Source organism: Streptomyces sp. NPDC088745 (assembly GCF_044751045.1).
Classification (GTDB): Bacteria; Actinomycetota; Actinomycetes; order Streptomycetales; family Streptomycetaceae; genus Streptomyces; species Streptomyces cremeus.
Genome location: NZ_JBIVLB010000017.1, coordinates 76,551 through 88,651, shown reverse-complemented (window position 1 = coordinate 88,651; position 12,101 = coordinate 76,551). Strand labels below are relative to the sequence as shown.

11 protein-coding genes are annotated in these 12,101 nt (G+C 73.8%); 2 read left to right on the top strand and 9 right to left on the bottom strand.

Annotated elements, in window-relative coordinates; genetic code table 11:
• Position 1: 1 nt before the first annotated feature.
• From ACIP93_RS32195 to ACIP93_RS32180, 4 genes are read right to left on the bottom strand one after another with little or no spacing between them, the layout of a single operon-like run.
• The gene (locus ACIP93_RS32195) at positions 2 to 829 is read right to left on the bottom strand and encodes an ABC transporter permease (protein WP_401764636.1); all 828 of its coding nucleotides are present in this window, start codon (positions 827 to 829) and stop codon (positions 2 to 4) included.
• Positions 826 to 1,824 carry an ATP-binding cassette domain-containing protein gene (locus ACIP93_RS32190; protein ID WP_345219916.1) on the bottom strand — a complete coding sequence of 333 codons (999 nt, stop codon included), beginning with the start codon at positions 1,822 to 1,824 and terminating at the stop codon, positions 826 to 828. The genes ACIP93_RS32195 and ACIP93_RS32190 overlap by 4 nt, the downstream gene beginning before the upstream one ends.
• 56 nt (positions 1,825 to 1,880) lie before the next feature.
• Positions 1,881 to 2,918 carry a transketolase C-terminal domain-containing protein gene (locus ACIP93_RS32185; protein ID WP_345219917.1) on the bottom strand — a complete coding sequence of 346 codons (1,038 nt, stop codon included), beginning with the start codon at positions 2,916 to 2,918 and terminating at the stop codon, positions 1,881 to 1,883.
• A gap of 13 nt (positions 2,919 to 2,931) precedes the next feature.
• Positions 2,932 to 3,963: a thiamine pyrophosphate-dependent dehydrogenase E1 component subunit alpha gene (locus tag ACIP93_RS32180; RefSeq protein ID WP_345219918.1), complete on the bottom strand. Its 1,032-nt coding sequence runs from the start codon at positions 3,961 to 3,963 to the stop codon at positions 2,932 to 2,934.
• Positions 3,964 to 4,172: 209 nt separating this feature from the next.
• Here ACIP93_RS32180 and ACIP93_RS32175 point away from each other — a divergent pair, with 209 nt between their 5' ends.
• A complete protein-coding gene (locus ACIP93_RS32175) occupies positions 4,173 to 5,276 on the top strand; it encodes a cytochrome P450 (RefSeq protein WP_401764632.1) in 1,104 nt (367 codons plus the stop codon).
• 80 nt (positions 5,277 to 5,356) lie between these two features.
• Here ACIP93_RS32175 and ACIP93_RS32170 read toward each other — a convergent pair whose 3' ends face one another.
• The 3 genes from ACIP93_RS32170 to ACIP93_RS32160 are packed head-to-tail and all read right to left on the bottom strand — an operon-like array spanning position 5,357 to position 8,143.
• The gene (locus ACIP93_RS32170) at positions 5,357 to 5,647 is read right to left on the bottom strand and encodes an antibiotic biosynthesis monooxygenase family protein (protein WP_401764629.1); all 291 of its coding nucleotides are present in this window, start codon (positions 5,645 to 5,647) and stop codon (positions 5,357 to 5,359) included.
• A gap of 23 nt (positions 5,648 to 5,670) precedes the next feature.
• Positions 5,671 to 6,633, bottom strand: coding sequence for an EamA family transporter (locus ACIP93_RS32165; protein WP_345219921.1), 963 nt, complete (start codon positions 6,631 to 6,633; stop codon positions 5,671 to 5,673).
• Positions 6,634 to 6,670: 37 nt separating this feature from the next.
• A complete protein-coding gene (locus ACIP93_RS32160; protein ID WP_401764627.1) occupies positions 6,671 to 8,143 on the bottom strand; it encodes an MFS transporter in 1,473 nt (490 codons plus the stop codon).
• 187 nt (positions 8,144 to 8,330) lie between these two features.
• Between ACIP93_RS32160 and ACIP93_RS32155 the strand changes: the two genes are divergently transcribed.
• Positions 8,331 to 9,101: an SDR family oxidoreductase gene (locus ACIP93_RS32155; RefSeq protein ID WP_345219923.1), complete on the top strand. Its 771-nt coding sequence runs from the start codon at positions 8,331 to 8,333 to the stop codon at positions 9,099 to 9,101.
• On the opposite strand, the gene ACIP93_RS32150 is transcribed toward ACIP93_RS32155, so the two are convergent.
• Entirely contained in the window at positions 9,050 to 10,390 is a 1,341-nt protein-coding gene (locus ACIP93_RS32150) for an activator-dependent family glycosyltransferase (protein ID WP_401764624.1), read from the bottom strand. The two genes, ACIP93_RS32155 and ACIP93_RS32150, sit on opposite strands and share 52 nt — an antisense overlap.
• Positions 10,387 to 12,039 carry a BBE domain-containing protein gene (locus ACIP93_RS32145; protein ID WP_401764622.1) on the bottom strand — a complete coding sequence of 551 codons (1,653 nt, stop codon included), beginning with the start codon at positions 12,037 to 12,039 and terminating at the stop codon, positions 10,387 to 10,389. The genes ACIP93_RS32150 and ACIP93_RS32145 overlap by 4 nt, the downstream gene beginning before the upstream one ends.
• Positions 12,040 to 12,101 lie beyond the last annotated feature (62 nt).

The window sequence follows — 12,101 nt, the reverse complement described above, 5'->3', positions numbered from 1 at the left end:
CTCAGCGTGTGAGGTGGCGGTAGCGGTTCACGGCCAGGGGGAAGAAGACGGCGGTCAGCAGGAGGGGCCAGAGCACGGCCATCGTCGTCGCGTGCTGCGCGATCCAGGAGTCGCCGCCCCAGCCGGGGTTCTGGAACAGTTCGCGGGTGGCGGCGACGGTGGAGGACAGCGGGTTCCACTCGGCGAGGGTGCCCAGCCAGCCCGGCATGGTGGCCGGTGCGACGAAGGCGCTGGTCAGGAAGCCGACCGGGAATTCGAGGGTCTGCACCATGGTGATGCCCTCGGGGCCCTTCATCAGGAGGCCGAGGTAGATGCCGACCCAGGTCAGGGCGAAGCGCAGCAGCAGGAGCAGGCCGACCGCGGACAGGGTCTCGGCGGTGGTGCCGTGCGCCTGCCAGCCCATCAGGAGGCCCACGCCGAACAGCACGGCGAGGCCGAGCACCGAGTGGAGCATGTCGGTGACGCAGCGGCCGACGAGGACGGCCGAGGGGGCCATCGGCATGGTGCGGAAACGGGAGGTGACGCCGCGGTTCTTGTCGGCGGCGACGGCGGCCACCGATTCGCCCATGCCGAAGACCATGGTCATCACGAACATGCCCGGGATGAGGAATTCGCGGTAGTCCCCTCCGCCGGGCACCTGCATGGCGCCGCCGAAGAAGTAGCCGAACATCAGGACCATCATGACCGGGAAGAGCAGTCCGCTGATGACCGTGCCGGGTTCGCGCCGCAGGTGCAGCAGGCCGCGCAGGGTGACGGTCCAGCCGTCGGCGAGCGCCCAGCGCAGCCGGGACAGGGGGCCGGCGGGCAGTTCGGGGAGGAGGAGGCTCATACGAGGGCGCCCTTCGGCTTCGTGGTCGGTCCGTCCTGCGGTGCGGTGGCCCGGTCGGTGCCGGTGAGGTGGAGGAACACCTCGTCGAGGGTGGGCCTGCGCAGGGAGATGTCCTCGGCGGTGACCTGGGCGAGGTCCAGGGCGCGTACGACGTCCGCGAGGGCGGTGGCGCGGTCGCGGACCTGGACGCCGACCTGCCGGGTGTCCTCGTCGACGACGGGCTCGCTTGCGCCGGTGCGGGCCACGGCGGCCGCGGCCCGCGCCAGTTCGCCGGCGTGCCGGACCACGATGTCGATACGGTCCCCGCCGATGCGGGACTTGAGCTGCTCGGGGGTGCCCTCGGCGACGACCTTGCCGGTGTCGATCACCGAGATGCTGTCGGCGAGCTGGTCGGCCTCCTCCAGGTACTGCGTGGTGAGCAGCACGGTGGTGCCGTCGTGGACCAGGTCGCGGACCGCCGCCCAGACCTCGTTGCGGCTGCGCGGGTCGAGGCCGGTGGTCGGCTCGTCCAGGAAGAGCACCGGCGGGGCCAGCACCATGCTGGCCGCCAGGTCCAGGCGGCGGCGCATGCCGCCGGAGTAGGTCTTGACCGGTTTGCCGCCGGTGTCGGCGAGGCGGAAGTGCTCCAGCAGTTCGTCGGCGCGGCGGCGGGCGGCGGCGGGCCGCAGGTGGTGCAGCCGCCCGAACATCACCAGGTTCTCGCGCCCGCTGAGGACTTCGTCGACGGCCGCGTACTGGCCGACGAGTCCGATGCGGTGGCGGACCTGGGCCGCCTGGCGGACGACGTCGTATCCGGCCACCTCGGCCCGACCCGTGTCCGGGGCCAGGAGGGTGGAGAGGATGCCGACGGTGGTGGTCTTGCCCGCGCCGTTGGGGCCCAGCAGCCCGCACACGGTGCCCTGCGGGACGACGAGGTCGAGCCCGTCGAGGACCTTGGCGGTGCCGTAGCTCTTGCGGAGCCCTTCGGCGACCACGGCCGACCTGCTCGATTCCACGTCTGGTGCCTTTCGCTCGGGTGGCGGGGTGCGGGGTGCGGGGGGCGGGGCGCGGATCAGTAGGGTCCGCTGAATCCGGCGTCGACCCCGGTGAGGACGGGGACGGTGGCCCCGCCGGAGCCGACCAGGTCGAGGCAGGCCTCGGCGATCTTCGCGGCGCTGGGGTGGAAGGCCTCCTCCAGCGGCCAGGACACCGGGGCGGGGCAGTCGGGGGGCGTGATCCGGCGGACCGGGGCGCGCAGTTCGCCGGGGATGCGTTCGGCGATCACGGCGGCGACCTCGGCGGAGAAGCCGTAGCGCGCCCAGCTCGTGTCGGCGACGACGACGCGGCCGGTGCGGGCGACGGACTCGCAGATGAGGTCCTCGTCCAGCGGCCGGATGCTGCGGACGTCCACCACCTCGACGCTGACGCCCTGCCGGGCGAGGAGGTCGGCGGCGCGTTCGGCCTCGTGGACCATCAGGGAGGCGGCGACGACGGTCACGTCGGTGCCGTGGCGGGCGAGGCGGCCCACTCCGAAGGGCACCGGGGTGAGTTCCTCGGGCACCTCGCCCTCGATCGGGTAGAGCGAGCGGTTCTCCATCAGCACCACCGGGGTGTCCGACTGGAGGGCGGCGGCCAGCAGCCCCTTGGCGTCGGCCGGGGAGGCGGGCGCGGCGACGTACAGGCCGGGGAAGTGGCCGAATGTCGCGTGCAGGCTCTGGGAGTGGGTGGCGCCCTGCCCCCAGCCGCGGCCGACGACGCCGCGCATCACGACGGGCACTCCGCCCTTGTCGCCGTACATGTAGCGCCACTTGGACGCGAGGTTGATCAGCGCGTCCATGGCCAGGAACATGAAGTCGGCCCGGGTGTGCACCACGAGGGGGCGCAGGCCCTGGTCGGCGGCGCCGATGCAGATGCCCGCGACGGCGTTCTCGCTGTTGGGGGTGTCGATGACGCGCTGGGCGCCGAAGCGTTCGAACGCCGGGCGAGTGGTGCCGTAGGAGCCCTTGTGGTCGTCGACGTTCTGTCCGGCGATCAGGATGCTCGGGTCGGCCTCCATCGCCTGGACGGTGCCCTCGGCGATCGCCTGCCAGTAGGTGAGCGTGCGGCTCATGGTGCGGCTCCTGTCAGTTCGCGACGGCCGGGCGCCCGTAGGCCCCGTCGGTCAGTCGGTCCGCGGTGGGGTAGGGGGCGGCCTTGGCGGCGGCGACGGCGCGCCGGGCCTCGTCGCGGAACTGGGCGTCCCAGCGGGCGACGCGTTCCTCGGCGGTGGGTTCCTGGGCGTCGGGTGCCGACGCGTGCAGGGCTGCCGTGCCGCGGCGGACCGGGCAGCGCTCCAGCCACTGCTCGACCTCCGGTTCGGGGCGGTCGATGCCGGTGTCGTAGCCGGGGCCCACGTGCTCGCGCCAGCGGTAGGTGTCCAGTTCCAGGACGTACGGGCCGCGGCCCGCCCGGCAGTGGGCGGTGGCCCGCCGGGTGGCCTCGTGGACGAGGGCGACGTCGTTTCCGTCGAGGCGCTCGGCGGTGATCCCGTACGCGCGGGCCCGCTCGGTGATGCCGGTGCCCGCGGAGGTGGCCGGCTGGCGGGCCGAGAGCGGCGAGGAGATCGAGTACGCGTTGTTCTCGCAGACGTAGACGACCGGGACGCGGTGCACGGCGGCGAAGTTGAGGGACTCGTGGAAGACGCCTTCCTCGGAGGCGCCGTCGCCGAAGAAGGTGACGACGACCCGCGAGGAGCCCTGCTTGGCGAGCGCCCACGCGGCACCGGTGGCCACGGAGATCATCTCGCCGAGGATGGCGGCCGATCCGGCGAAGCCGACGGACCGGTCGGTGAGGTGCACCGACCCGCCGCGCCCGTTGGAGCAGCCCGTCTCCTTGCCGTACAGCTCGGCGACCATGCCGGTGAGGTCCCCGCCCTTGGCGAGGTACGCGGCGTGGCTGCGGTGCCCGGTGTAGACGAGGTCGTCCGTGCGCAGGGCGGCGCAGACTCCGACGGCGGCGGCCTCCTGGCCGACGGAGAAGTGCACCGGGGTGCGCATCTCCTGCTCGTCGCGGTAGAAGTCGGCCAGTTCCTCCTCGACGCAGCGGATGCGCACCATCTCCCGCAGCAGCGCTGCCGGATGCGCCACCGGGTCCTCGGTTGTGTTGGGGATCGGCACGACCGACGCCACCTCCAGGTTCGACTCAACGACCGAGTGGTGATCGTCGCCGGGTGCGGTCGAGCACTTCTGGAGGCGGGGCGGAGCGGTCGGCGGCCGCCGCGCTCGACCGATACTCCGCCGGGGCCGCCTAGCCTGCGCCGTGCCCGCGGCGCGCTCGTGCCCGCGAGGGAACGCGAAGGTTCGCCAAGGAAAAGGGGAGCTCGACGATGGTCGTGGCGGAGAAGGAGCTGGGCCGCCGGCTCCAGCTCGTCCAGGGAATCCACTGGTTGCGCGGGGTGCAGGGCGACCGGTACGCCGCGCTGCTGCGCGGGTACGACGGTGCGGGGCCGCAGGAGCACTATGCCGCGCTCCGGGAGGCCGGGCCGCTGTGGCGCAGCAGCCTGGGGACCTGGGTGGGCGTCGGGTACGGCGTCGCCGCCGAACTGCTGGCCCTGCCGGCGGCGGCGGGCGCCGCGCCGCCCGCGGTGGCCTGGGACGCGGAGCTGCCCGCGCGGGAGCCCGACGCGGACCGGGTGCGGGAGCCCGGCGCGGACCGGGTGCGGGAGCTGGCGCGGCAGGTGTGCGCACGGCTGTGGGCGGGGCTGGGCGGGGAGACGGATCTCGTCGCCGGGGTCGCCGCGCGCGTTCCCGCCGAGGTGCTGGCGGACCTGCACGGGCTCACGGGCGGGGACCGGGAGCGACTGGCCGGGGCGCTGTCGGCGGCCTCCGGTGCGCTCGACGCGGCGCTGGCTCCGCCCGCCTACCCGGAGGCCGTGCGGTTGTCGGCCGCCGTGGCCGAGCTGCGCGGGCTGCTGGGCGAGGGGGCCGTGCGGGAGGCGGTGGTGCGGGTGCGTGCCGCGCGGGAGTTGCTGGCCGGGGCGCTGGGTGCGCTGGTCGCCGCTCCGCGGGAGTGGGCGCTGCTCGTCGAGCAGGGTGGTGGGCGCGCGGCGCGGGTGGTGGCGGAGACGCTGCGGCACGACGCGCCGGTGAAGGTGCACGCGTTCACGGCGGCGGCCGGTGCCGAGGTGGCCGGGCAGCGGATCGCGGCCGGGGACGAGGTGGCGGTGGTCGTCGGCGCGGCCAACCGCGACCCGCGGGTGTTCGAGGACCCGGACGTCTTCGCTGCGGACCGGGTCCTGCCGGACGGGGTGCGGGCGCTGGTCCCGTCCCCGTACGGAATCGCGCCGGAGCCGTTCGGGGCGGCCGTCGCCGAGACGGTGCTGGTGGCTCTCGCGGCGGCCCGCCCGGGGCTGCGGGCGGCGGGGCCTGCGGTGCGTTCTCGCCGTACCCCGGTGACGGGCGGGCTGCTGAGGCTTCCCGTACGGCTCTGAGGTTTGGCGCGTACGTGACACGAAGCCCGGCCGGGAGCTGCCCGGCCGGGCTTCGTGGGGTGCGGGTTCCGCGGCGGCGCTCAGGCGGTCCGCTCGTACAGGGGTACGTAGAGGTTCGGGTCGCTGGTGCTGAGCGCCCTCAGCGCGGCGCGGTGGGCGGTGAACTCGGGCCGGTCCAGGGCCGTACGGAAGGATTCCTCGTCCTGCCATTCGGCGACGTTGACGTATACGGCGGGATCCTGGGTGTGCCGCATCAGCCGGTGGCGTACGAAGCCGGGCTGGGCGGCGAAGAACGCGGACGTCTCGTCGAAGGCCTGCTCGAACTGGTCGGCCGGTCCGGTGACGGTGAATCGGTTGATGAAGGTGATCACGGCGGGGTCCTCGTCTCGGCTGCTCAGCGGGCGGTGGGCGTGGTCGCCGGCTCGGCCGGGGGCCGGGCCGCAGGGGTGTCGGTGGCGGGGGTGCGCTGCGGGAGCCGGGCGAGCACCACGCCGAGGGCGATGACGGCCATGCCGGCCACCTCGCGCCCGGAGAGCCGGTAGTTCTCCAGCACGACCATGCCCAGGGTGAGCACCACGGGTACGACGTACAGCACGCTGGAGGCCCTGGCGGCGCCCTCGTCGCGGATCAGCCAGGCGAAGCACATGTACACCAGGCCGGTGTTGAGGACGCCGAGCACCAGGAGCGCGCCGACGACGGCCAGGGAGAACTGCGGGGCGCGGTCGAAGCCGCCGCCCGGCATGTTGATCGCGGCCCAGCCCACTCCGATGACGGCCTGCGAGGTGGCCAGGACCAGGGGGTGCATGTCCTGGCCCGCCTCGGCGGCCGGCCTCATCAGCTTCTCCATCAGCAGCATGGACCAGCCGTAGGCCAGTGCGGCGACGGCGTTGACGGCCGCGGCGGCCGACAGCCACTGGGCGCCGGCGTTCCAGGGCGCGTACAGCACGAGGACTCCGGCGAAGCCGACGAGCAGGCCCGCCAGCAGGGTCACCGGGAGGTGCCCGGTGCGGCGGCGCACCAGGTACAGCACGACCACGCACAGCGGCACGCTCGCGTTGAACACCGAGACCATGCCCGCGTCGGCGCCCAGGGCGTCGTCGACGAGCTCGACCAGCAGTACGGGCAGCGCGTTGGCCAGGAAGGCGATCAGCACCAACTGGCCCCAGATCTTGGGGCGGCGCGGCAGCCGGGTGCCGCTGAACAGCAGCACGCCGAGCATGGCCACGGCGCCGACGAGTATCCGGAAGAAGCTGAACTGCGCCGAGTTCAAGCCCTGGAAAACGATTTTGATCCAGAAGTAGCTGATGCCCCACATCAGCCCGACGACGCTGAAACGCGCCAGGGAGCCAAACCGCACGACTGTTTCTCCTTCTCTGTCCTGAGTGGGCTGTCCGTTACGAGCGGGCGGCACCGGAGGGCCGGACGAACCAGGCGATGACGAACGCGGCCGCGGCGAAGGCGGCTCCGGCCAGGAAGCTGGCCGACATGCTGTGCACGAACACCTGGCCCATGGCCTCCTCGGGCGGGGTCCCGGCCGGGAGGGACTGCTGGGCGTCCTGTCCGGCCTGGGTGCCGACGGTCACCAGCAGGGCGAGGCCGAGCGAGGCGCCGAGGGTCTGGAGGGTGTTGTGCACGCTGGAGGCGGCGCCCGCCTCGTCCTCGTGGAGTCCGGAGGTGGCGAGGATGACGGAGGGGACGACGCACCACGCCATGCCGGTGCCGAACAGCAGCAGCGCCGGCAGGACCTCCGCGGCGTACCCGAAGTCGGGGGTCAGCCGGGACAGCCACACGTTGGAGGCGATCAGCAGCAGCGACCCGGCGAGCAGCAGGGTGCGCGCCCCGAGCCGCCGTTCCAGCCAGACGGCCGCCGCGGACATGCACATCATCGCGGCGGCGACCGGGGTCAGCGCCGCCGCCGACAGCAGCGGGCTGTAGCCGGCGAACTGCTGGAGGAACTGGACGAGGAAGAAGCCGGTGCCGATCAGGGAGCCCTGGACGGCGAAGGTGGCGGCGAACGCCCAGGTGCGGTTGCGGTCGGCGAACAGGCGCAGCACCACGATGGGCTGACGGGCCTTCTGTTCGATGCGCAGGAAGAGGAGCAGCAGGGCCGCTCCCGCGGCGAGCGGGCCGGCGACCGTGGGGTCCGTCCAGGGGTGTTCGGCGGCCCGGGTCAGCCCGAACACGAGAGCCACCGCGCCCAGGGTCGACACCAGGGCGCCCGCCAGGTCGAACCGGCCGCGGCTGGGTGCGGTCTCCTCGATCACCAGCGGTGCCAGCAGCAGGATCAGCAGGCCGAGGGGGACGTTCAGCAGCAGCACCCACTGCCAGGAGCCGAGCGAGGAGAAGGTGCCCGCGAGCAGCAGCCCGCCCGCGGTGCTGGCGGCCCCGACCGCCATGTAGAGGGCGATGGCGCGTTTGCGTGCGCCTTCGTCGCCGAACATGCTCAGTACGAGGGCCAGCGCGCTGGGGGCGGCGAGGGCGGAGCCGATGCCCTGCACTGCTCGTACGGCGATCAGGAACTCGCCCGTGGTGGCGGCGCCGCGCAGCGCCGCGGCCACGGTGAACAGGGCGACCCCGACGAGGAAGACCCTGCGGCGGCCCAGCAGGTCGCCCATGCGGCCGCCGAGCAGCAGCAGTCCGCCGAAGGTCAGCAGGTAGGCGTTGACGACCCAGCCGAGGCCGACGGGGGTCAGGCCCAGTCCCCGGCTCATGCCGGGCAGGGCGATCTGCACCATCGACTCGTCGAGCAGCACCATGGCGTTGCACCCGGCGAGCAGGGCGAGCGCGGTGCCCGCGCGCACCGCGCTGCGCCCGGGGGCCGCGAGCAGCGGCCCGGGTACCGGGACTTTCGAGGTGTGCACGGACATGCCTGGCCTCCTGGAGGGGTTCGACTGCGGACCGCCGGTGCGGCGGGGCGTGGACGGGGCGGGCGTCGGGGCTCGCGAGAGCCGGCCGCGCGAGGTGGAGGCACAGGCTCTGACGCCTTTCGGCCAGGACACCTTCGCAACGGGCGCTAGAGCGGCCTTCGAGTACGAGTGGCTAGCGTCCGTGGGCATGACACACATCACCGGCAGGGGTGCAATGCGGCGGACGGTCGTCGTCACCGGGGGCGGGACGGGCATCGGGCGGGCGACCGCGCGGGCCTTCGCCGCCGAGGGCGCGGAGGTGCTGGTCGTGGGGCGCACCGGGCGGAATCTGGCGGCGACGGCCGCCGGTCACCCCGGGGTGCGGACCCTGACGGCGGACCTCACGGAGCCGGGGGCCGCGGAGCGCGTCGCGGCCGCCGCCATGGAGTCGTGGGGGCGCATCGACGTACTGGTGCACAACGCGGCGGCGGTGCTGCCGGAGCCCGTCGGGTCGCTGACCCGCGACGCGGCCCGGCGGCAGGTGGAGACGAACCTGCTGGCTCCGCTGTTCCTGACCCGGGCGGCGCTGGGCGGGCTGGAGGCAGCGGGCGGCACGGTGGTGTGCGTGGGCACCGCGGCGACGCTGGGCCGGCGGGCGTTTCCCGGCATGTCGCTGTACGGGGCGACCAAGGTGGCGCTGGACTTCCTGGTGCGCACCTGGGCGGTGGAGCTGGCTCCGCGCGGCATCCGGGCGGTGGGGGTGGCGCCGGGCGAGACGGACACGGGGATCGGTGAACGCATGGGCTGGAGTGCCGAGGAGATCGCCCGTCATCAGGAGCAGGCGGCCGCCCGCACGCCCTCGGGCCGGGTGGGCAGGCCCGAGGACGTGGCGTGGTGGATCGTACGGTTGGCGCGGCCCGAGGCGGGTTACGCCAGCGGCACCGTGGTGGCGGTGGACGGCGCGGCCTCGGTGGTCTGAGGGGCTGGGGCAGGCGTCCGGCGGTGGGCGGCCGTCATCCGTTCCAGGACCGGGACGAGGTCGTTGGGTGTCGGCTCGGCGAGGATCTCGGAGCGCACCTTGGCGGCCGCCCCGGCGAACGAGGGCTCCTCCAGCAGCCGCAGGACCGCGGCGCGCAGGCCGTCCGCGGTCAGTTCGTGGGCGGGCAGGCACAGCCCGTACCCCAGTTCCTCGACCCGGCGGGCCTTGGCGACGGTGTCCCAGCCGTACGGGAGCAGGATCTGCGGCACGCCGTGGAGCTCGGCGGTGGAGCGGGTGCCGATGCCGCCGTGGTGGACGACGGCCGCGCAGGTGGGCAGCAGGTCGTTGAGCGGTACGAAGTCCACCAGGCGGACGTTGTCGGGGACCGTGCCCAGCTCGTCGCGGGACGCCCCGCCGAGGGTGGCGACGATTTCGGCGTCCACGTCGGCGAGCGCGGCGAGGGCCTCGCCGAAGGAGAACGCGGTGTCGAGTTCGCCGGAGACCCCCAGGGTCAGGCAGACCCGGCGTCTGCCGGCCGGGGCCCGCAGCCAGTCGGGCACCACGGAGGCGCCGTTGTGCGGGACGTAGCGCACACCGGCCGTGGGCAGGCCCAGGTCGTAGCGGGAGCTGGGCGGGGTGATGTCGACGGTCCACTGGCCGGTGACCATCTCCTCGGCGAAGCCGAGTCCGGGCGCGTACCGCTCCAGCACCCGGCCGAGCCACTCCGCGGTGGGGTCCTGGGCGGTGCCCGGCGGCAGTTCGGCGTTGAGCCGCAGGAACTCCTGCCGGGCCCGCACGGTGATGTCCATGCCGTGCAGCAGTCGGGCGTGCGCCGCTCCCACTGCGCGGGCGACGACCGATCCGGCGAAGGTGTGCTGCTCCCAGACGACCAGGTCGGGCCCCCAGTGCCGGGCGTAGTCCACGAGGTCGTCGAGCATGGCGTCGTTGCTGACCGAGGCGTACAGGGCGGGCACCGCGAGGGACTCCAGGGCGAGCAGGGACTCGTGGGTCCACTGGGAGCGGTCCTCGCCGGTGAAGTCGAAGCCCTGGACGAGCCCGGAACCCTCCTCCAGGAGCTGGCCGAACAGGTCGGGCGCCCAGGGGTCGTCCAGGTACCAGGGGCCGGTGCCCACGGGTACGGCGGTCAGGCCGGCCGCGGTGATCTGGTCGGTGACGTCGGGGTGGGTGGCCACCCGTACCTCGTGCCCGGCGGTCCGCAGGGCGGAGGCCAGCGGGACCATCGAGAAGTAGTGGGTGTGGTGCGGGAAGGAGACGAACAGGACCTTCATCGGACACGCTCCGGGGTGACGGCCAGCGCGTGGCGGAAGACGTTGCGGGGGTCCCAGGCGGCCTTGACGCGCTGGAGGCGCGGGTAGGCGTCCTTGTAGTAGAGGCGCTGCCAGGGCACCCCGGAGGTGTTCCACCGGGGGTCGGCGGCGTCGATGTCGGAGTAGTTGATGTAGCAGCCGTCGGTGTCGCGGCCGGGCACCGGGACGCCTCCGGTCGTGGCGAACACGTCGCGGTACAGCCGCCGCAGCCAGTCCACGGCGGCCTCGTCGGCGGCGGGGTCCTGCCAGGTGTTCATGTAGATCGCCTTGAGGACGGAGTCGCGGTGCGAGGAGGCGGTGGCGTCGCCGGGGACGGTGTTGATCCGGCCGCCGTAGGAGTGGAAGGTCACGTTGGACAGGTCGTGCCGGTTGCCGGTGCTGTTGAGGTACGCGTAGAGGACGTCGGCCTGGGCGTCGTTGTGACCGCGGCGCAGGTACGCCGACTTCAGCTTGTGGCGGCCGATGTCGCTGTCCTGGGCCCCGGCGAGGTACTCGGCGGCGGCGATCCAGGTCTGACTGTTGATCGGGGAGAAGTACGGGGTTCCGCCGGCCCCTTCGGCGATGTCGCGCAGGTAGGCGCGCAGCAGTTGTTCGGCGTCCGGCCGGGTGCCGTCCATGTAGGTGTAGCAGTTGATCGCCGGGCCGGGGTCGCCGCTCTCGGGGCGGCCGTAGAGGACCAGTCCGCTGTAGAGCCCGGCGTACGGGGTGTCGGCGCCGCTGTTGCGTTCGTGCCAGCGGCCGTGGTTGCGGATCACCCGGCGGAAGGAGGTGCGGTCCATGCCCTCGCGGGGGAAGCTGACCATGCCGCCCAGGATGGTGCGGGGCGGGCGGGGCAGCAGCCGGGTCGGGTCGGTGCAGTGGCGGGGGGCGTCGGGGGAACGGAACCAGTAGCGGGTGACGACGCCGAAGTTGCCGCCGCCTCCCCCGGTGTGCGCCCACCACAGCTCGCGGCGCGGGTCGGTGCGTTCGCGGGTGGCCACCACCGCGCGGGCGCGGCCCGCCGCGTCGACGACGACGACCTCGACGGCGTAGAGGTGGTCGGCGGCCAGGCCCAGGGAGCGGGAGAGCGCGCCGTAGCCGCCGCCGGCGATGTGGCCGCCGAGGGCGACGGTCGCGCTGGTGCCGCCGGGCAGGGTGACGCCCCAGCCCTCGTCGAGCTTCTTGTACACGTCCATCAGCTGGGCGCCGGCCTCGATCATGAAGGCGCGGCGGCGGGCGTCGTAGCGGACGGCGTCCATCGCGCCGAGGTCCAGGACCAGGCGTACGGCCGGGTCGCCCGCGACGTTCTCGTAGCAGTGGGCGCCGCTGCGGACCGCGATGCGCCGGCCGGTCCGCACGGCGTCGCCGACGGCCCGTACCGCTTCCTGCGTGGTGGTGATGAGGCGGAAGGCGTCGGGCTGTGCGGTGAACCGCTTGTTGCTGCCGCGCGTCGACAGGGCCGCGTACCGGGGGTCCCCGGGGGTGACGACCGTGCCCCCGCCCCCCGGCGTGGGGTGGGGGGCGGGGGTGCTCCGGGCGTGGGCGGGGGCGACGCCCGCGGCGGCGAGCCCCACGGCTGCGCCCGCCGTGAGAGTGCCGGCGACGAAGCTCCGGCGGCTGGGAACGGTCATCGTTCACCTTTCTCGGGTGGCTGTCGGTGGGGTGCGCCCCGCCCGCGTACTGCCGCCGATGG

Bases quoted from the DNA above. Each gene is read 5' to 3' on its own strand.
- ACIP93_RS32195 (WP_401764636.1), bottom strand. From the start codon at position 829: ATGAGCCTCCTCCTCCCCGAACTGCCCGCCGGCCCCCTGTCCCGGCTG.
- ACIP93_RS32185 (WP_345219917.1), bottom strand. From the start codon at position 2,918: ATGAGCCGCACGCTCACCTACTGGCAGGCGATCGCCGAGGGCACCGTC.
- ACIP93_RS32175 (WP_401764632.1), top strand. From the start codon at position 4,173: ATGGTCGTGGCGGAGAAGGAGCTGGGCCGCCGGCTCCAGCTCGTCCAG.
- ACIP93_RS32160 (WP_401764627.1), bottom strand. From the start codon at position 8,143: ATGTCCGTGCACACCTCGAAAGTCCCGGTACCCGGGCCGCTGCTCGCG.
- ACIP93_RS32155 (WP_345219923.1), top strand. From the start codon at position 8,331: ATGACACACATCACCGGCAGGGGTGCAATGCGGCGGACGGTCGTCGTC.
- ACIP93_RS32150 (WP_401764624.1), bottom strand. From the start codon at position 10,390: ATGAAGGTCCTGTTCGTCTCCTTCCCGCACCACACCCACTACTTCTCG.
- ACIP93_RS32145 (WP_401764622.1), bottom strand. From the start codon at position 12,039: ATGACCGTTCCCAGCCGCCGGAGCTTCGTCGCCGGCACTCTCACGGCG.